Origin of the sequence: Photorhabdus laumondii subsp. laumondii, assembly GCF_003343245.1 — a bacterium.
Taxonomy (GTDB): domain Bacteria; phylum Pseudomonadota; class Gammaproteobacteria; order Enterobacterales; family Enterobacteriaceae; genus Photorhabdus; species Photorhabdus laumondii.
The window spans coordinates 2,786,025-2,804,664 of sequence record NZ_CP024901.1; the positions used below are offsets into that span (position 1 = coordinate 2,786,025).

Genomic DNA, 18,640 nt, shown 5'->3' on the forward strand with positions numbered 1-18,640 from the left:
CTGTTACTTTCATCACCCTATAAGGAGTTAATCATGCAAAGCATGACCATTGAGCAGCTACGCGCCGCAAGCGATGCCGGCGGCGTGGAAGGTGTGACCCTGAAAGGGCAAGGCGGAACCTTCCTTGTGCAGATCGCAACCCGCAGCGGTGCCGCCGCTGTGCTGGCGAAGGCCCGCAGCCAAGAGCCGCGCCGTTTCGGCAACCCCATTGCCGCCCTGAACGTGTTGCGCGGCGTAGGCATCACCATCGGCCAGTTCGACGCCAGTGAGTGGAACCCGGACGAGAAAGAAGAAACCGCCGGCAATCGTGGCCGGGCCGAGGCAATGCGCAAGGCCCACCAAGCCGCCGCCTACTCGGAGTGGCTGGCCGCCGAGATTCAGGATGCTATCGACGACCCGCGCCCGAATCTTTCACACGATGAGGTTATGGCCGAGATGGACGCCGATATTGCCGCCTTGGCCGCCGAACACAAGCCCGCCAAAAGGAAGCGCGCTTGAGCGCGGCTGGCTGATTTATGGCGAAGGCAAAGACCCCTTACCGCATCGAGTGGCGACCGAAGGCCCGCGAGGATTTGCGCGCCATTGTTCGATACATAGGCAAAGACAACCCGACCAGGGCGGGCAGCTTCGGTCAGGAGCTACGCGACAAGACCTTGCCGCTTGCGCAGCACCCGGAGCTTGGCCGCACCGGGCGGCCCGGCCTGCCGGATTATGTGCGCGAGCTGGTCGCGCATCGGAACTACATTATTTTTTATCGCGTGCTGGACGAGGCGCGCACCGTCGAAATTTTGCGAGTGAAACACGCGGCGCAGTAAACGCCGTGACATGGTGAGAGAGAGTTATAAAACTAGTTTTATTCACGTTACATTAGATGTTTTTTAATTTTATCAATACATGAACGACTATCGCTCACAATAACGATCTTAGATACAAACTCTGGATGAATGTCAAAGAAGTTATCTAAACGATTATCGAACTGTTTAGCAAAACGTAATAGCTCTAGAGTGTTATAAAATGTCTCTTTAGGTCGTGTTCTTGCTAACTTTGATAATAAAAATCGTTTGACTATACGTATAGCGCAAATCCAGTACGGAACTTTAAAAGTACAATCCCATTAGTCACAATCAATTTTAGTTAGGCTAATGATTTGCTTACAACTTACTAGCACAACTCATACCCAATGTTTCGCGTGAAGATTCTATTCCTGATTGTGGTTATATATTTGGAATATAATATCCAGTTAAATTGAATACTAAGCTGAATGTAAAAGACCACCTCCCTAGGAGATGATTTTAGGATGACAATAAAAATGATAAGTTTTTTCTCATGATTCAATTTAAAGGATATATCCAACGACCATTATCCTGAACATTTTTACCGTAACCAGTAGCATCTTTATCATAAATAACAATGTTGCTATTTGCTAAGACAAAATATGACTTTTGGTCCTCATTCTCACGTATTATTGACATTACAAAACCACGACCATCAGTGCGATTCCAACTCGCTGTATCTCCCGGATTAATATCCCAATAACCTGTATTACCATCTTTCCCCCACTTATTAATTGAAACTTTAGTCACCTTATTTGAAGAATTTTTAACAATAATCATATCATCACCTTGAGTAATATTAACGTAGATTTATCTAGGTCTAATTTAACAATGTTCCAATATATACCACAACAAATTAAGTATAGATTTAAAAAATCCATCATAACGACTATTTTAGTGATCTTAATCAAAGATTTAGACTTCTAAAGAAAACTATTTAAAATATAAAATTGTATTCATTGGGGAAATATAAAATTCAAATAGAAGTTTACGATTTAAATTTCGTAGTCAAATATTACATTGTTGTAAATATCATTAATATATATACCCTATGGATTTCAAGATGCATCGCGGCGGCAAGGGAGCGAATCCCCGGGAGCATAGATAACTATGTGATCGGGGTGAGTGAGTGCAGCCAACAAAGAAGCAACTTGAAAGATGACGGGTATAAACATATATTTACAACAATTCCCTATCATAGATTTATACCTATTTCTATTTTAACCTTTTGGCATAACGTTGCGCCAATACTGCACACACCATCAACTGAATTTGATGAAAAATCATCAACGGCAACAACATTACGCCAACCGTCGCCGCAGGGAATAAAACATTTGCCATTGGCACACCATTAGCCAGACTCTTCTTCGAACCACAAAAAACAATCGTAATTTCGTCTTCTTTATTAAAACCCAACCAACGAGCAATATAAGTATTAATAACCAACACAACCGCCAATAAAACACAGCAAACCACCCCAATCGTCAGGAGTGAATAACCATCAATCTTATGCCAAATACCTTCTACCACCGCCTCACTAAAAGCCACATAAACCACCAAAAGAATCGATGACCGGTCAGTCATATTAAGCAGTTTTTTATGTTTCTCTACCCAACGGGCAATCAATGGCCGCGATAGATGTCCGATAATAAAGGGAACCATCAATTGCAGAATTATGGCTTTTATGGCTTCCAGAGTATCAGCGCTGCCTTCACCTTGTGTATGGATCATCAACCCGACTAATATTGGCGATAAAAATACGCCCAGAATACTGGACGCCGAAGCACTGCAAATAGCAGCGGCAACATTGCCACCAGCAACTGAGGTAAAAGCAATAGCTGACTGAACCGTTGCCGGTAATGCACAAAGATAGAGAAATCCCCAATAAACTGTTGATGTCATGATTTCCGGTACGAGCAAATTCAACCCTAATCCAATAATCGGGAATAAAACAAAGGTACTGAGAAAGACCACCAGATGAAGCCGCCAATGTGCCATGCCGGCAATAATGGCTTGACGAGATAATTTAGCACCATGCATAAAGAATAACAGCGCAATAGCCGCTGTGGTTAATCGTTGAAACCAGACTTTAATTTCCCCCTCACAAGGAAAGAATGTCGCAATAACAACTACCGTCACTAATATCATCAAAAAAGAATCTATTTTTAATTTTTGCCACCAAGTCATTGATCATTTTCCTTGCTATTTCAAATAATAGGCCCGGCAAGCCAGGCTAAGTAGTAAATAAAAAGTCTCAACAAAATATATACCCTATGGATTTCAAGATGCATCGCGACGGCAAGGAAGTGAATCCCCGGGAGCATAGATAACGATGTGACCGGGGTGAGCGAGTGCAGCCAACAAAGAAGCAACTTGAAAGATGACGGGTATAGGCTTAAATTGCCACTGTACGTTGTTGTTCTGCCGACTGAATACCAGCCTCAATTAATTTCATAATTTGAATGGCTTCATTTGCCGTAACTGGATTAGGTTTACCGAGCATAATTGCATCACGGATAGCCGCATAATAAGCAGAATAATTACCAGGCAGAGTCGGCACGTGTTTAGTCACTAATTCCTCTCCATGTGACAGCGTCACAATACCATCACGAATATCATATCCCCAATCAGCATGTGGCGGCCTTTCCCCCGCTTTCAATCGCTCTTCCTGAGGATCAAGACCATATTTTACGTAACTACCTGCCATACCATGCAAGGTATAAACAGCAGATTCAGCCGCTGCCAGTGTTGTTGCATGAAGAACTACTTTGATATCTGGATAATTTAGCAGTACATGGAAATAATCTACCGCTTCCGCTTGTGGACGGATCATTCCCAAATCAGCGGTAATAGATTGCGGTTTACCAAACAGTTGAATCGCCTGATCAAGTAAGTGAGGGCCTAAATCATACCAAATACCACTTCCTTGCCCCGCCGCTTCACGCCATCTTTGACGGATAATCGGGCGATAACGATCAAAATGAGATGCAAAATATTTTAATTTACCTAGACGATTCTCTTTAATTAACGATTTTATCGTTAGAAAACCAGAATCCCAACGCCGGTTATGAAATACAGAAAGTAATAAATCCGCCTTCTCTGCCTGCTGTTTTAAAGATTCAGCTTGTTCAACTGTGATAGTAAATGGTTTATCCACCACCACATGCTTACCCGCTGCCAATGCCTTCTGTGCCAGAGGATAATGCGTATCATTAGGTGTCGGAATAACGATTAAATCAATGTCAGGATCATTAAAAAGATCCTCAGGGCGGGATACCACCGGGATATTTGGCCAATCTGATTTCACTTTCTCAGCATCACTACTGGAAATAGCGGCCAATTTAACACCAGCAGTGCCAGCAATTAATGGTGCATGGAACGTTTTACTCGCATAACCATACCCCACCAACCCAACCTTTAACAGCTCACGCATAACAGCCTCTCAAACTCATTAATAATATGCAGCAATTCAGCATCCGTAAAAAATATCATCGGTGATGACCATTTCGCAAATTATCTCTGAATCTACCCTTGAAGATTTTTCAATCAATCTATTTCCTAACCCATCCGAATCGCCTATTATTCTTTTTTCATATAGCTTCAAATGGAATGATTTATGTATCAAACCAATGATTATCACCGAATTAATGGTTGGGTTCTGGCTCCGGCAGCTTATCTGATTATGACCTTTCTCAGTGCCAGTGTAATGCTCGCTCTATATATTATGACATTTTTCAGTCAAAACAATATGTTGAGCGCAGGGAATAATCACTTTACTTTAATGTGGTTTCTTTCTGTCGCCATTACTGCGGTAATGTGGTGTTTCACCCTATGGGTATTGAAACTGCTTTTCATTCGATCAAAAAAATTTCCCCACATTTTTATTATTTGGCTTATTGTTACCGTATTAATTGCATTGAAAACTTTCGCTTTCTCCCCTATTCCCGATCAAATGGCTTTGCGTGCATTAGCATGGCCACTATTGGCAGCCGCTATTTTTGTCCCCTACATTAAACGCTCTCATCGAGTCAAAATGACTTTCACACAAGATCGATAACCTCAACTTTCTTTGGTTGTTATCATTAACAATAGATTGCCCTGGTAAAACGAGGGCATACTGATAATTTAATAAAAAGTAAACAATTTAATAAAAAGTAAACAAACTCATTTTCAGGCACAGCTAATGACTGACTATTTTCTTTTATTTGTCGGAACCGTATTGGTTAACAATTTCGTCTTGGTGAAATTCCTCGGCTTATGCCCTTTCATGGGCGTATCTAAAAAGCTGGAAACTGCCATCGGGATGGGATTTGCGACAACATTTGTTATGACACTAGCCTCTGTATGTTCATGGCTGGTGAATACTTTTATTCTATTACCACTGGACTTAATCTATTTGCGTACTCTGAGCTTTATTCTTGTCATTGCGGTCGTAGTGCAATTCACAGAGCTTGTTGTACGCAAAACCAGCCCGACGTTATACCGGTTATTAGGTATTTTCTTGCCGTTGATTACGACGAACTGTGCTGTACTGGGTGTGGCGCTGCTGAATATCAATCAATCACACGATTTTTTACAATCCGCTATCTATGGTTTCGGTGCTGCCGCCGGTTTCTCTCTCGTTATGGTACTGTTTGCCGCTATTCGCGAACGTCTGGCTGTTGCTGATGTACCCGCCCCTTTCAAGGGGTCATCTATTGGTCTTATTACTGCGGGTTTAATGTCCTTGGCTTTTATGGGCTTTAGTGGTTTGGTGAAATTCTGATGACATCGTTATGGATTGCTATTGGTGCACTCAGTGCACTAGGGTTAATTTTTGGGTTAATCCTAGGGTTTGCTGCCCGCCGGTTTCAGGTGGAAGAGGACCCCATTGTTGAAAACATTGATGATATTCTGCCGCAAAGCCAGTGTGGACAATGCGGTTACCCAGGCTGTCGCCCTTATGCTGAAGCCGTAGCGAACAATGGCGAGATGATTAACAAATGTGCACCGGGTGGTGAGCAAGTCATGCTGAAAATTTCAGAGCTGCTCGGTATCGATCCGCAACCATTGGATGGTGATGCAAACCTACAAAACCCTGCACGCAAAGTCGCCTTTATTGATGAAGAGAATTGCATTGGTTGCACTAAATGTATCCAAGCATGTCCTGTAGACGCTATCGTCGGTGCTACCCGCGCCATGCATACCATTGTTGAAGATTTATGTACTGGTTGTGACCTGTGCGTTGCTCCTTGTCCAACCGACTGTATTACGATGATCCCTGTAGCAACAACCACTTCCAACTGGAAATGGGATTTAAAAACCATTCCAGTTAGAAATATTCCTGTTCAGCCATCTCACGCCATTTCCATTAAAAGTATCCCGATCAAAAATATTGAGGCTGAACACCATGTTTAATTTATTCAATTTGCTCAATAAAAATAAAATCTGGGATTTCGCCGGCGGTATTCATCCACCTGAAATGAAGCTGCAATCCAGCCAAAGCCCTTTACGCATTACGCCACTACCGGAAGAGTTAATCATCCCATTGCAACAACATTTGGGGACGGAAGGCGAGTTGCTGGTCAAAGTGGGTGATGAAGTGCTTAAAGGCCAGCCCTTAACATTTGGCACGGGTCGTACCGTACCGGTTCATGCATCAACTTCCGGAACCATCATTGCCATTGAACCATGTATTACCGCGCACCCATCCGGGTTGAAAGAGTTATGCGTTCGTTTGCGCCCTGATGGGAAAGATCAATGGGGTGAACGCATTCAAACACCTGATTATCAATCACTGGATGCAGATACGATTCTTAACCGAATCCATCAGGCCGGTATCGCAGGTTTAGGTGGAGCTGGCTTTCCTACCGCAGCCAAACTACAAAGCGGCCGTCATGGTCTTAAGACACTGATCATTAATGCCGCAGAATGTGAACCTTATATCACCGCTGATGACCGCCTGATGCAGGAGCATGCCAACGAACTTATTGAGGGCATTCGTATTCTGGAACATCTGCTTAAACCGGAGCAGATCCTGATTGGTATTGAAGATAATAAACCAGCAGCCATAAAAAAACTCAAAACCGTTCTAAAGGGCGATAAATCGATTATCGTCCGAGTTATCCCAACCAAATATCCTTCCGGCGGTGCCAAACAACTGACTAAGATACTGACCGGTAAAGAAGTCCCCTCCGGTGGCCGTTCCTCTACTATCGGTGTACTGATGCAGAACGTGGGGACAGTGGTTGCAATCAAACGGGCCATTATTGATGGAGAACCTTTAATTGAGCGCGTCGTCACAATTACCGGCGAAGCAGTCACCTCGCCGGGTAACTTTTGGGCGCGGCTTGGTACTCCGGTACAATTTCTTCTCCAGTTAGCCGGTTTTGCACCACAATCAGAACAGATGGTCATTATGGGTGGTCCCTTAATGGGATTCACGCTGCCTGACCTCAACGTGCCCATCGTTAAGATCAGTAACTGTATTCTGGCACCATCCCATCAGGAAATGGATTCAAATACAACGGAAGAGGCTTGTATCCGTTGTGGATTATGTGTGGAAGCCTGCCCTGCCCGTTTATTGCCGCAGCAGCTCTATTGGTTCAGTCGTGGGCAAGAGCACGAAAAAGCCAGAGATCACAATCTGTTCGACTGTATTGAATGCGGTGCCTGTGCCTATGTCTGCCCAAGCAATATTCCTCTGGTGCAATATTATCGCCAAGAGAAAGCCGAAATTCGGGCCTTGGATCAGGAAAACCGCCGTTCAACCGAAGCCAAAATTCGTTTCGAAGCTAAGCAGGCCCGTATGGAACGAGAAAAACTGGCCCGAGATGAACGACACAAAAAATCGGCCGTTCAAGTTGATAATAAAGATAAGAGCGCTGTGCAAGATGCGCTTTCCCGCGTGAAGGAAAAACAGGCTAACGCGGGTAAAGTTGTTGCTATAGAACCGGGGCAACTACCTGATAATGCCGCAGTAATAGCGGCTCGTCAGGCAAGAAAAGAGCAGCTTCGCGCTCGTCAGGCGGAAAAACAGGCGGTGGAAAATATGAGTATTACTCCATCTGAACCAACAAGTGCAGAAGATCCACGCAAAGCCGCATTAGCAGCAGCAATTGCCAGAGCTAAAGCGAAGAAAGCAGCTCAAAATCAGTCAGAAACACCATCACCGGAAGCGAGAGAACCAGAAACTACTACTAGTGAAAAACAAGATCTTCATAAAGATGCCGTCGCTGCCGCTATTGCCCGTGTCAAAGCCAAAAAAGCGCAGACTCAACCATTAACTGAAACTCAGGCAGAAACACCGCCAGCGGAAGAAACTGATCCACGTAAAGCTGCCGTCGCGGCTGCTATTGCCCGTGTTAAAGCCAAAAAAGCCCAAACACAGCCATTAACTGAAACTCAGGCAGAAACACCGCCAGCGGAAGAAACTGATCCACGTAAAGCTGCTGTCGCGGCTGCCATTGCCCGTGTTAAAGCCAAAAAAGCCCAAACACAGCCATTAACTGAAACTCAGGCAGAAACACCGCCAGCGGAAGAAACCGATCCGCGTAAAGCTGCTGTCGCGGCTGCCATTGCCCGTGTCAAAGCCAAGAAAGCTCAGACTCAACAATTAACTGAAACTCAGGCAGAAACACCGCCAGCGGAAGAAACCGATCCGCGTAAAGCTGCTGTCGCGGCTGCCATTGCCCGTGTCAAAGCCAAGAAAGCTCAGACTCAACAATTAACTGAAACTCAGGCAGAAACACCGCCAGCGGAAGAAACTGATCCACGTAAAGCTGCCGTCGCAGCTGCTATTGCCCGTGTCAAAGCCAAAAAAGCCCAAACAGAGCAATTAGCTGAAACCCAGGTAGAAACACCGCCAGCGGAAGAAACCGATCCGCGTAAAGCTGCTGTCGCTGCCGCTATTGCTAGGGTTAAGGCCAAAAAAGACGCTCAGGAACAACAGAAAATTTCAATAGAATAGTGATTGTTATAAATGAAATTCAGACCCGTTCAGACTGACAATAAAAAACTAAAAGTCGCAAGTTCGCCTTTTACACACAATCAGCAAAGTACCAGCCGCATTATGCTGTGGGTTGTGCTGGCAGCAATCCCCGGTATTGCGGTACAAACTTACTTCTTTAGTTACGGTACCTTGTTCCAGCTCCTGCTTGCAGTGATTACCGCCTTGCTTGCAGAATCATTTGCCCTATCTCTGCGTAAACAGGCAATTATGCCTCGTTTGCAGGATAATTCTGCATTACTGACAGGTTTACTTTTAGGGATCAGCCTTCCACCGCTGGCTCCTTGGTGGCTGATTGTATTGGGAACTGCTTTTGCGGTGATTATTGCCAAACATTTATATGGTGGCCTTGGTCAAAACCCATTCAATCCGGCAATGGTCGGTTATGTCGTACTGCTAATATCATTCCCAGTGCAAATGACCGGCTGGTTGCCGCCGATGGATTTACTGGCAACACAAATCACTCCGCTAGACAGTCTGATGGTGATCTTCACCGGTCAGACTCCCGATGGAACAACATTGCAGCAATTGCAACAAGGTTTCGATGGGATCAGCCAAGCTACACCGCTGGATAGTTTCAAAACCGGTTTATTGACTCACCATATTGATGACGTTCTTCACCAACCTATATTACAAGGATCTCTGGCTGGCATCGGCTGGCAATGGGTCAACATTGCTTATCTTGTTGGTGGGCTGATTCTACTGAACAGAAAAGTGATAACCTGGCAAATTCCTGTGGCATTTATCCTGGTATTAGGTTTATGTGCACTCACTAGCTGGTTGATTGATCCATCCCGTTATTCGCCGCCATTATTACAACTGTTTTCCGGTGCAACCATGCTAGGCGCATTCTTTATTGCAACCGATCCCGTCAGTGCTTCCACAACACCCAAAGGTCGTTTGGTTTTTGGTGCCATGATTGGCCTGTTAGTCTGGGTTATCCGTGTTTATGGTGGTTACCCTGATGCCATAGCATTTGCGGTCTTATTGGCGAATATCACCGTGCCACTCATTGACCATTACACCCAACCCCGCGTTTACGGGCATAAATAAGGAGCCGTTATGTTAGAAACCATGCGACGTCACGGCATCACACTCGCCATTTTTGCGGCACTTACCACCGGGCTAACGGCTGTCGTGAATTCACTCACCAAAAGTACTATTGCAGAACAAGCCGCCCTACAGCACAAGTCGCTGCTTGATCAGGTTATTCCGCCTGCCCTGTACGACAATGATATACAAAACGAATGTTATCTAGTTAATGCGAATGCTCTGGGCAATAACTTGCCTCATCGTCTCTATCTGGCCCGTAAAAATGGTCACCCCGTGGCGGCAGCGCTAGAAAGTACTGCACCGGATGGTTATTCCGGTGCTATCCAATTACTGGTTGGCGCAGATTTCTCAGGAAAAGTGCTTGGTGTACGGGTTACAGAACATCATGAAACCCCAGGGCTAGGGGATAAAATTGAAACCCGGATTTCAAACTGGATTAATGTATTTTCAGGGAAAACCATCACATCAAATCATGACCAGCACTGGGCAGTGAAAAAAGATGGCGGTGAGTTTGATCAATTTACCGGTGCCACTATTACCCCACGCGCCGTGGTAAACTCAGTCAAACGGACTGCACTTTATTTACAGACCATACCTGAACATCTCTCTTCTCTAGAATCCTGTGGAGAAAAATCATGAGTGAAACCAAAAATTTATTTATCCAAGGGCTATGGAAAAACAATTCCGCTTTAGTACAACTGCTAGGATTGTGCCCCCTGTTAGCCGTCTCTTCCACTGCAACCAATGCGCTCGGCTTAGGGCTGGCAACGACACTGGTTCTAGTCTGTACCAACATTGCGGTTTCCAGCTTGCGTCGTTGGGTACCCAATGAGATCCGTATTCCCATTTATGTTATGATAATCGCTTCGGTTGTCAGTACTGTCCAGATGTTGATTAACGCCTACGCTTTTGGTCTGTATGAATCATTGGGGATTTTCATTCCACTGATTGTGACTAACTGTATTGTTATCGGCCGTGCTGAAGCCTATGCCGCGAAAAATCCGATCATGCCCTCTGCGATTGATGGCTTAGCAATGGGATTAGGAGCCACTTTTGCTCTGTTTGTTCTTGGTGCTATTAGAGAAATTCTCGGCAATGGAACCCTATTTGATGGCGCTGATTTACTGCTGGGCAATTGGGCTAAGGTATTACGAATAGAAATCGTTCATATGGATTCCCCTTTCCTATTAGCCATCTTACCACCCGGCGCTTTTATCGGTTTGGGATTAATGCTGGCAGTGAAATATCTTATTGATGAAAAAATGAAAACGAGAGCAATAAAAGAAAAAAGCCGTGCAATAACAATGTCACCAGAATCGGAGAGTTCTATTTGATATGAACAAGCAGAAACGTATCGAAATTTTAACGCGTTTACGGGATAACAACCCAAAGCCAACCACTGAATTAGTTTTCACAACACCATTTGAGTTACTTATTTCAGTACTGCTTTCAGCGCAAGCAACAGATGTCAGTGTTAATAAAGCCACTGCGAAACTCTATCCAGTAGCAAATACGCCTCAGGCAATTCTAAATCTGGGGGTAGATGGGCTGAAAGAGTATATAAAAACTATCGGTCTGTATAACACCAAAGCGGAAAATACCATTAAAACCTGCCAGATATTACTGGAAAAACATGCTGGCGAAGTTCCCGAAGATCGTGCTGCATTGGAGGCATTGCCAGGTGTTGGCCGCAAGACCGCCAATGTGGTGTTAAATACCGCTTTCGGCTGGCCGACTATTGCAGTCGATACCCATATTTTTCGTGTTTGTAATCGTACTCAATTCGCGCCCGGTAAAAATGTCAATGAAGTCGAAAATAAATTACTGCAAGTTGTCCCGGCCGAATTTAAAGTTGATTGTCATCATTGGCTTATTTTGCACGGTCGTTATACCTGCATAGCCCGTAAACCTCGTTGTGGTTCCTGTATTATTGAAGATCTATGTGAATTTAAAGAAAAAATTTACCCTGAGTAACTATTGTAATTTTCATTGCAATTCCCGTACTGTTTTACGCTATTTTGCAGATGTTGCTTGCTCGACACCATCAATTCGCGTAAAACTGTTATTCCAAAAAACTATCTGATAATAACCCTCAACTTTCTCCGCGGATATTATGTTTCAAAACAACCCGCTGCTTGCACAGCTAAAACAGCAACTTCATTCCCAAACACTTCGAGTAGAAGGTTTGGTCAAAGGTACCGAAAAAGGATTCGGATTCTTAGAAGTCGATGGGCAAAAAAGTTATTTCATTCCTCCCCCACACATGAAAAAAGTTATGCATGGCGATCGAGTGACTGCCGCTATTCATACTGATAAAGAAAGAGAGATCGCCGAGCCAGAAACATTGATTGAACCATTTCTAAATCGCTTCGTCGGTCGTATCCAGAAAAAAGAAAATGACAACCGTTTATGGATCACTCCTGATCACCCACTGCTAAAAGATGCTATCCCTTGCCGGCCGACCAATCAGGTCACTCATCCATTTCAGCATGGTGATTGGGCCGTCGCTGAAATGCGTCATCATCCATTGAAAGGCAGCCGGGGTTTTCATGCAGAAATTACCGGCTATATCACTGAAAGCGACAATCACTACGCCCCTTGGTGGGTAACACTCACGCGCCATAATCTGGAACGTGATGCTCCCGCGATGACTGCCGATTGCCAGATGAACGATGGCGATCTTGAGCGTATTGACTTAACGTCGCTGGATTTTGTCACTATTGACAGTGCAACCACAGAAGATATGGACGATGCTTTGCATATTGCTAAGCAAGATGACGGTAGCCTGAAACTCAGTATCGCCATTGCTGATCCAACCGCTTATATTGCGGCTGGCAGCGAGCTGGATCAAATCGCCCATCAACGTGCTTTCACTAACTACCTGCCGGGTTTTAATATCCCCATGTTGCCACGCGACCTGTCAGAGAATTTATGCTCTCTGCGTCCTAACGCCCGCCGGCCGGCATTAGTTTGTCAGGTTTCTATTCTGGAAGATGGTCAACTAGGTGATGATATTGCGTTTTTCTCTACCTGGGTTGAATCAAAAGCTAAATTGGTTTACGACGAAGTTTCTGACTGGCTGGAAAAAACCGGGACTTGGGAACCCGCTTCCGAAGCGATTAAGACTCAAATCACGCTTTTGAAGGAAATGAGTGATCGCCGTAACCAATGGCGCCACCAAAATGCGCTTATTTTCAAAGATCGTCCTGATTATCGCTTCATCCTCGATGAGAATGGTTACGTACTGGATATCGTGGTAGAACAACGCCGTACAGCCAACCGTATTGTTGAAGAAGCCATGATCACTTCTAACCTGTGCGCCGCAAAAATCCTGCGCGATAAGTTAGGCTTTGGTATTTACAATGTCCATATGGGTTTTGAGCCACTGCAAATCGAACAAGTGGTTGAATTACTGCAAGAAAATGATATTGATGCCAAAACAGAAGAATTATTGACTCTGGATGGCTTTTGTAAATTACGCCGTGAATTGGATAAAAAACCAACACAATTCCTTGATAGTCGCATTCGTCGTTTCCAGACTTTCGCAGAAATTAAACCTGAACCCGGTCCTCATTTTGGTCTCGGTTTTGATGCTTACGCCACCTGGACATCACCGATCCGTAAATACAGCGACATGATTAACCATCGTTTACTGAAAGCGATTATTCAAAAAACCGATGTAGAACAGCCCTCAGAAGAAACCTGTTTACAACTGGCTGAACGTCGCAGACTGAATCGTATGGCCGAACGTGATGTGGGGGATTGGCTATATGCCCGGTTCCTGCAACCACACGCAGGAACCGAACAACGATTTACCGCAGAAATCATTGATATCACCCGTGGTGGTTTACGTGTCCGACTGGCCGATAACGGTGCAGTGGCCTTTATACCAGCACCCTTCCTGCATGCCGTGCGTGATGAACTGCAATGTAGCCAAGAGACCGGTACTGTGATTATCAAAGGTGAAGTCGCTTACCAATTGAACGATATTATTGATGTTCGTATTGATGAAGTCAGAATGGAAACGCGTAATATTGTCGCCCGCCCTACGGCCTGATTTCCCTTAATCGAACCTTTTCTGCGTCAAACTACAGCTTAATCGCTGTAGTTTGTTTTAAAAAGGACGAAACCTGTCAATAGATTGAACGCCAAGAATTTGATTCAGATTGATAACCTAATTGCCCATACCTCATTATTAAAATACAATAATCTGACAAATTAAATCCGATAAAAAAAGCATACATAACCTTCTGTTAATAAAACTCTTTTCTGAAACGCATCATCATTTATATATCAAAATTTATAACACACTATTTATTCATCCTTTCATAGAAAAATATAACAATGTGATTATGAAATGATTTATATTTAAATAATTTCATTGATTGATAATTTTAAATATTAATAATTGATGTTTGAAAATAACGTGAGTTAACTATAATCCAAAGTGATCATCATGTGATCTTAAATTCACCGAGTAACATTCCTATATAAACAGGTTAGTGCGGTAGCTATTGTCTATCGCTAAATGCCAAGAGAAATAAAGCGATAACCGCACTGACCTACCAACCTAAGGAAATAAACTATGTCCGTAACTACAGAACAAATTGCTGTTGATTATCCAATACCAACTTATCGATTCGTTGTCTCCGTTGGTGATGAACAAATCCCTTTCAACAACGTTTCAGGGCTAGATATCACTTATGATGTAATAGAATATAAAGATGGTACCGGTAATCACTATAAAATGCCGGGCCAACGTCAGTTGATCAATATTACGCTGCGTAAAGGGGTATTCCCTGGGGATACTAAACTTTTTGACTGGCTTAATTCCATTCAGCTTAATCAGGTTGAGAAAAAAGATGTTTCAATTAGCCTGACCAATGAAGCCGGCACCGAAATTTTAATGAGCTGGAGCGTGGCAAATGCGTTCCCAACGTCATTAACCTCCCCTTCTTTTGATGCCACCAGCAATGATATCGCAGTTCAAGAGATAAAACTCACTGCGGATAGAGTAATGATTCAGGCCGCCTAAAACGCCAGAATAACGGCTGAATTCATCATTCTACCATTCATGCAAAATATCGCTCAATAATTGGAGGCAATATATGCCAATAACACCAACCCATCCCGGCGTTTATATTGAAGAGGACGCCTCACTATCACTCTCCGTTCGTTCCAGTGTAACGGCAGTGCCTGTTTTTGCGGTTGCAAATAGCAATTCATTATTATCAAAACATCCTTTTATCCGAATTAATAGTTGGTTGGAATATTTGACACTAAAAAGCGGGCAATTTAATTCTAACGACAAACTTGATATTTCACTGCGTGCCTATTTTATTAACGGCGGTGGATATGGCTATCTTGTCAAAACCAACGACTTAGCAAACCAAATTCCAAAACTGGATGATGTCACCTTACTGGTTGCTGCCGGAGAAGATATCAAAAATGCGGTAAGTACACTTTGCCAATCGGGCAAAGGATTATTCGCCATTCTGGATGGTCCAACCACAGAGTTAAATTCTAATGGCTCATCCCAAAATGATTATGAGCTAAGCCCTTTTGCCGCCGTTTATTACCCTTGGCTGACCGCTGAATGGGGAGAAAATAAAGCCAGCGTTGATATTCCACCTAGCGCCGTGATGGCCGGTATTTATTCCAGTGTCGATAACAGCCGAGGTGTCTGGAAAGCACCGGCAAATGTTGTATTACAAAGCGGGGTGAAACCGAAATTTAAAGTCACTGATGATTTGCAAGGTACCTATAACACCGGTAAAGCCATCAATATGATCCGTGAATTTCCAAATACCGGTGTCACCGTCTGGGGCGCTCGCACACTTGATGATAGTGATAACTGGCGTTATATCCCGGTTCGCCGCCTATTTAATAGTGCAGAGCGAGATATTAAAAATGCCATGAGTTTCGCGGTATTCGAACCTAACAGTCAACCCACTTGGAAAGCGGTACATCGTGCGATCGATAACTATCTTTATGCCCTCTGGCAACAAGGGGGATTAGCCGGTAACAAAGCGGAACAGGCTTACTTTGTTCAAATCGGTAAAGGGATAACCATGACCGATGACGATATCAAACAGGGCAGAATGATTGTCAAAGTCGGTATGGCCGCGGTTCGTCCTGCTGAATTTATTATTCTGCAATTTACCCAAAATGTTGCCCAATCTTAATGGGGCGAATAATCGATTCAAGATCACCACATACTTATCCTATTTAAGGAAAACCCCATGACTTCCGCAACCTATGCCACACCGGGCGTTTATATTGAAGAGGACGCTTCACTATCGCTATCAATTAGCAATAGTCCAACCGCCATTCCCGTCTTTATTGGTAAATTTTTTGACAAAGACGGGAATCAACCTGCAAAGGGAAGCTGTATTAGAATCACCAGTTGGTTGGATTTTATCTCACAATTTTCACTTTCACCGGCCGTATCAGTAAAGGCTACAAATGTGGGTGGAAATGCCGCAAAAACCTATACCTACGCCGCTACCGTCACAGCCACTTCTCTCAGTGCCTTTGCTGTACAGCACTATTTTAGTCATGGTGGTGGAGTCTGTTATCTGTTGCCATTGATAACGACAGATGAATCAGAATTAGCAAAGCTGCCAGACCTGATTGAAAAACAACAAGAGATCACCTTATTGGTCTGCCCTGAAACAGATGTAACACTAAAACAAAAGGTCTACGGTGCAGTAAACTCCTTATTACAGCAAAAAGTAGGTTACTTCCTACTCGCTGATAGTACAGATGGGGAAAATAAACCCACTACTCAACCGGATAAAACCGCTGTCTATTACCCTAATCTAGAGACCTCTTTTACTTATAGCCAACCAGCAGATGCTGATATTATGCTAGATGGCTATGGCGGTGTTGAAACTCTAGCCAAGCTGAAAACGGCTTCTCTAGGGGAATACACTAAAGCTAAAAAAGCCGTCGATGACAAATTAAAGTCCACTAAAATTACCTTACCCCCAAGCGCCGCTGTTGCGGGTATTTATGCGGCGACCGATGCCAGTCGTGGCGTCTGGAAAGCCCCCGCTAATGTGGCATTGAATAATGCCAAACCATCCGAGCCGATCACAGATGATAAGCAAGGTACCATGAATGAAGCCGGTATTAATGCCATCCGTGCTTTTAGCGGCAAAGGTACGCTAATTTGGGGGGCCCGTACGTTAGATAAAACAGACAACTGGCGCTACATTCCAGTACGACGTTTATTTAATGCAGCGGAACGAGACATCAAGCGGGCAATGCGATTTGCCGTCTTTGAGCCTAACAGCCAACCCACCTGGAAACGAGTACAAGCAGCCATTGACAACTACCTCTATCAACTTTGGCAACAAGGTGCCCTAGCGGGAAATAAACCGCAGGAAGCCTACTTTGTCCAGATCGGTAAAGGTATCACCATGTCCGACACTGACATTCAGCAAGGCAAAATGATCGTCAAAGTGGGTATGGCCGCAGTGCGTCCGGCTGAATTTATTATCCTTCAATTTTCACAATACGTAGCACAGTAACCTTATTAAGGCGCGGTTTAACACCGCGTCTATTCAATCATTGAGGAGATGATAATGACAACAGAGACAAAACAGCCGGGCGTCACGATAACGGAAAGCCGTATATCCCTGCCACCAAACAATGAATTTATCGGTGTCCCCGTTTTCATTGGTTATACCCAAGAAAACCCAAGCAATAAAACCGCTGTCAAACTAAACAGCCTGACCGAATTTACCCAAGCATTTGGTGAATCAGGATTAATGTACTACTCCGTGCGTCACTTCTTTGAAAACGGCGGACAACAAGCCTATGCACTGTCATTGGGTGATTATCAATCATCAACCCATTTCCAACTATTGATCACCACCCTACAACAAGCATGGGTAAAACAAGCCATTGCCGCAGAAAGTGAAATCACATTGATTGTTGTGCCTGACACTACCCGTTTTAATGATCCCGACACTCAAAAAAGCCTTTGGCAACAAGCATGGCAATCAATACTTGAACTTTGTAAAAGTCGGCGCGGAATCATGGGGTTACTGGATGCCCCGGACGATCCAACACTAGCTGCTGATTGTCTGGCTGATTTTTCCTCAAGTGATCGCCAATGGGGGGCCGTATACTGGCCAAAACTGAAAAGTACCTATCAGGAAGAAGATAAACATATCGTACTTTCACCTACTGCTGCGATCGCCGCCGTCATTCAACGCAATGACCATCAAAAAGGGGTGTGGACTGCTCCCGCCAATGTTGCTTTAGCCAAAGTGATCAGCCCGGTACGCTCTTACATTGAAGCAGGTGTCCTCCTTAATCTTAATCAAAAAGGCACTTCGTTGAATCTGGTTCGCAGCTTCCCCGGCAAAGGTATTAAAATCTGGGGCTGCCGCACGCTGGACAACACGCCGGGTTCCCCCTGGCGCTATATCCAAATTCGCCGTCTGGTTTCCTATATCGAAACTCATATAACCCAACTCGGTCGAGCCTTTGTCTTTGAATCCAACAACGCCATCACCTGGATGAAATTTAAAGGTCAGGCCCACAACTGGTTACGTCAATTATGGCTAAAAGGTGGATTACGAGGCACTCAGGAAGATCAAGCATTTGAGGTGTTACTGGGTGTTAATGAATCAATGAGTGAAACCGATATCTTGGCCGGAAAGATGATCATGAAAATCAGGCTGGCCCTGTTAATTCCGGCGGAATTTATTGAGCTGAGTCTGACGTTTGATATCCGTAACTAATCCAAACAGGG

At 44.2% G+C, this 18,640-nt stretch carries 18 protein-coding genes; 15 read left to right on the forward strand and 3 right to left on the reverse strand.

Annotation, left to right across the window (positions count from 1 at the left end):
• Nucleotides 1–33 precede the first annotated feature (33 nt).
• Both PluTT01m_RS12235 and PluTT01m_RS12240 read left to right on the forward strand, forming a co-directional pair.
• A complete protein-coding gene (locus PluTT01m_RS12235; protein ID WP_011146606.1) occupies nt 34–498 on the forward strand; it encodes an antitoxin PaaA2 family protein in 465 nt (154 codons plus the stop codon).
• A gap of 17 nt (nt 499–515) precedes the next feature.
• Nucleotides 516–815: a type II toxin-antitoxin system RelE/ParE family toxin gene (locus PluTT01m_RS12240; protein WP_011146607.1), complete on the forward strand. Its 300-nt coding sequence runs from the start codon at nt 516–518 to the stop codon at nt 813–815.
• Nucleotides 816–1,331: 516 nt separating this feature from the next.
• On the opposite strand, the gene PluTT01m_RS12245 is transcribed toward PluTT01m_RS12240, so the two are convergent.
• From PluTT01m_RS12245 to PluTT01m_RS12255, 3 genes are all read right to left on the reverse strand, one after another.
• Nucleotides 1,332–1,613 carry a hypothetical protein gene (locus PluTT01m_RS12245; protein ID WP_011146608.1) on the reverse strand — a complete coding sequence of 94 codons (282 nt, stop codon included), beginning with the start codon at nt 1,611–1,613 and terminating at the stop codon, nt 1,332–1,334.
• A 435-nt stretch (nt 1,614–2,048) separates the two neighbouring features.
• Complete coding sequence (locus tag PluTT01m_RS12250; protein WP_011146609.1) at nt 2,049–3,020, reverse strand: bile acid:sodium symporter family protein; 972 nt, start codon at nt 3,018–3,020, stop codon at nt 2,049–2,051.
• Between the two features lie 208 nt (nt 3,021–3,228).
• The gene (locus PluTT01m_RS12255) at nt 3,229–4,266 is read right to left on the reverse strand and encodes an oxidoreductase (protein ID WP_011146610.1); all 1,038 of its coding nucleotides are present in this window, start codon (nt 4,264–4,266) and stop codon (nt 3,229–3,231) included.
• A gap of 183 nt (nt 4,267–4,449) precedes the next feature.
• On the opposite strand from PluTT01m_RS12255, the gene PluTT01m_RS12260 reads away from it, so the two are divergent.
• The 13 genes from PluTT01m_RS12260 (at nt 4,450) to PluTT01m_RS12320 (ending at nt 18,629) form a co-directional block, all read left to right on the forward strand.
• Nucleotides 4,450–4,890, forward strand: coding sequence for a DUF2569 domain-containing protein (locus PluTT01m_RS12260; protein WP_011146611.1), 441 nt, complete (start codon nt 4,450–4,452; stop codon nt 4,888–4,890).
• 126 nt (nt 4,891–5,016) lie between these two features.
• Nucleotides 5,017–5,598, forward strand: coding sequence for an electron transport complex subunit RsxA (gene rsxA / locus PluTT01m_RS12265; RefSeq protein ID WP_011146612.1), 582 nt, complete (start codon nt 5,017–5,019; stop codon nt 5,596–5,598).
• A complete protein-coding gene (gene rsxB, locus PluTT01m_RS12270) occupies nt 5,598–6,230 on the forward strand; it encodes an electron transport complex subunit RsxB (RefSeq protein WP_011146613.1) in 633 nt (210 codons plus the stop codon). Before rsxA ends, rsxB begins: the two co-directional genes overlap by 1 nt.
• Nucleotides 6,223–8,781, forward strand: coding sequence for an electron transport complex subunit RsxC (gene rsxC, locus PluTT01m_RS12275; RefSeq protein ID WP_011146614.1), 2,559 nt, complete (start codon nt 6,223–6,225; stop codon nt 8,779–8,781). The genes rsxB and rsxC overlap by 8 nt, the downstream gene beginning before the upstream one ends.
• 12 nt (nt 8,782–8,793) lie before the next feature.
• On the forward strand, nt 8,794–9,873 hold the full coding sequence (gene rsxD / locus PluTT01m_RS12280; RefSeq protein ID WP_011146615.1) for an electron transport complex subunit RsxD: 1,080 nt from the start codon (nt 8,794–8,796) through the stop codon (nt 9,871–9,873).
• A 9-nt stretch (nt 9,874–9,882) separates the two neighbouring features.
• Nucleotides 9,883–10,512, forward strand: a complete 630-nt coding sequence (gene rsxG, locus PluTT01m_RS12285) for an electron transport complex subunit RsxG (RefSeq protein WP_011146616.1) — start codon at nt 9,883–9,885, stop codon at nt 10,510–10,512.
• Complete coding sequence (locus tag PluTT01m_RS12290; RefSeq protein ID WP_011146617.1) at nt 10,509–11,207, forward strand: electron transport complex subunit E; 699 nt, start codon at nt 10,509–10,511, stop codon at nt 11,205–11,207. The genes rsxG and PluTT01m_RS12290 overlap by 4 nt, the downstream gene beginning before the upstream one ends.
• A gap of 1 nt (nt 11,208) precedes the next feature.
• Nucleotides 11,209–11,847 (forward strand): endonuclease III, encoded by a 639-nt coding sequence (nth, locus tag PluTT01m_RS12295; RefSeq protein WP_011146618.1) that lies wholly within the window; start codon nt 11,209–11,211, stop codon nt 11,845–11,847.
• A gap of 139 nt (nt 11,848–11,986) precedes the next feature.
• Nucleotides 11,987–13,930 (forward strand): exoribonuclease II, encoded by a 1,944-nt coding sequence (locus PluTT01m_RS12300; protein WP_011146619.1) that lies wholly within the window; start codon nt 11,987–11,989, stop codon nt 13,928–13,930.
• Nucleotides 13,931–14,458: 528 nt separating this feature from the next.
• A complete protein-coding gene (locus PluTT01m_RS12305) occupies nt 14,459–14,908 on the forward strand; it encodes a phage tail protein (protein WP_011146620.1) in 450 nt (149 codons plus the stop codon).
• 73 nt (nt 14,909–14,981) lie between these two features.
• Nucleotides 14,982–16,058 carry a phage tail sheath family protein gene (locus PluTT01m_RS12310; protein WP_011146621.1) on the forward strand — a complete coding sequence of 359 codons (1,077 nt, stop codon included), beginning with the start codon at nt 14,982–14,984 and terminating at the stop codon, nt 16,056–16,058.
• Nucleotides 16,059–16,115: 57 nt separating this feature from the next.
• On the forward strand, nt 16,116–17,408 hold the full coding sequence (locus PluTT01m_RS12315; RefSeq protein ID WP_011146622.1) for a phage tail sheath family protein: 1,293 nt from the start codon (nt 16,116–16,118) through the stop codon (nt 17,406–17,408).
• A gap of 54 nt (nt 17,409–17,462) precedes the next feature.
• Nucleotides 17,463–18,629 carry a phage tail sheath family protein gene (locus tag PluTT01m_RS12320; protein ID WP_011146623.1) on the forward strand — a complete coding sequence of 389 codons (1,167 nt, stop codon included), beginning with the start codon at nt 17,463–17,465 and terminating at the stop codon, nt 18,627–18,629.
• Nucleotides 18,630–18,640 lie beyond the last annotated feature (11 nt).

Excerpts from the sequence above, each read along its gene's own strand:
- PluTT01m_RS12235 (WP_011146606.1), top strand. The coding sequence starts at position 34 with ATGCAAAGCATGACCATTGAGCAGCTACGCGCCGCAAGCGATGCCGGC.
- PluTT01m_RS12240 (WP_011146607.1), top strand. The coding sequence starts at position 516 with ATGGCGAAGGCAAAGACCCCTTACCGCATCGAGTGGCGACCGAAGGCC.
- PluTT01m_RS12245 (WP_011146608.1), bottom strand. The coding sequence starts at position 1,613 with ATGATTATTGTTAAAAATTCTTCAAATAAGGTGACTAAAGTTTCAATT.
- PluTT01m_RS12250 (WP_011146609.1), bottom strand. The coding sequence starts at position 3,020 with ATGACTTGGTGGCAAAAATTAAAAATAGATTCTTTTTTGATGATATTA.
- PluTT01m_RS12255 (WP_011146610.1), bottom strand. The coding sequence starts at position 4,266 with ATGCGTGAGCTGTTAAAGGTTGGGTTGGTGGGGTATGGTTATGCGAGT.
- PluTT01m_RS12260 (WP_011146611.1), top strand. The coding sequence starts at position 4,450 with ATGTATCAAACCAATGATTATCACCGAATTAATGGTTGGGTTCTGGCT.
- rsxA (WP_011146612.1), top strand. The coding sequence starts at position 5,017 with ATGACTGACTATTTTCTTTTATTTGTCGGAACCGTATTGGTTAACAAT.
- rsxB (WP_011146613.1), top strand. The coding sequence starts at position 5,598 with ATGACATCGTTATGGATTGCTATTGGTGCACTCAGTGCACTAGGGTTA.
- rsxC (WP_011146614.1), top strand. The coding sequence starts at position 6,223 with ATGTTTAATTTATTCAATTTGCTCAATAAAAATAAAATCTGGGATTTC.
- rsxD (WP_011146615.1), top strand. The coding sequence starts at position 8,794 with ATGAAATTCAGACCCGTTCAGACTGACAATAAAAAACTAAAAGTCGCA.
- rsxG (WP_011146616.1), top strand. The coding sequence starts at position 9,883 with ATGTTAGAAACCATGCGACGTCACGGCATCACACTCGCCATTTTTGCG.
- PluTT01m_RS12290 (WP_011146617.1), top strand. The coding sequence starts at position 10,509 with ATGAGTGAAACCAAAAATTTATTTATCCAAGGGCTATGGAAAAACAAT.
- nth (WP_011146618.1), top strand. The coding sequence starts at position 11,209 with ATGAACAAGCAGAAACGTATCGAAATTTTAACGCGTTTACGGGATAAC.
- PluTT01m_RS12300 (WP_011146619.1), top strand. The coding sequence starts at position 11,987 with ATGTTTCAAAACAACCCGCTGCTTGCACAGCTAAAACAGCAACTTCAT.
- PluTT01m_RS12305 (WP_011146620.1), top strand. The coding sequence starts at position 14,459 with ATGTCCGTAACTACAGAACAAATTGCTGTTGATTATCCAATACCAACT.
- PluTT01m_RS12310 (WP_011146621.1), top strand. The coding sequence starts at position 14,982 with ATGCCAATAACACCAACCCATCCCGGCGTTTATATTGAAGAGGACGCC.
- PluTT01m_RS12315 (WP_011146622.1), top strand. The coding sequence starts at position 16,116 with ATGACTTCCGCAACCTATGCCACACCGGGCGTTTATATTGAAGAGGAC.
- PluTT01m_RS12320 (WP_011146623.1), top strand. The coding sequence starts at position 17,463 with ATGACAACAGAGACAAAACAGCCGGGCGTCACGATAACGGAAAGCCGT.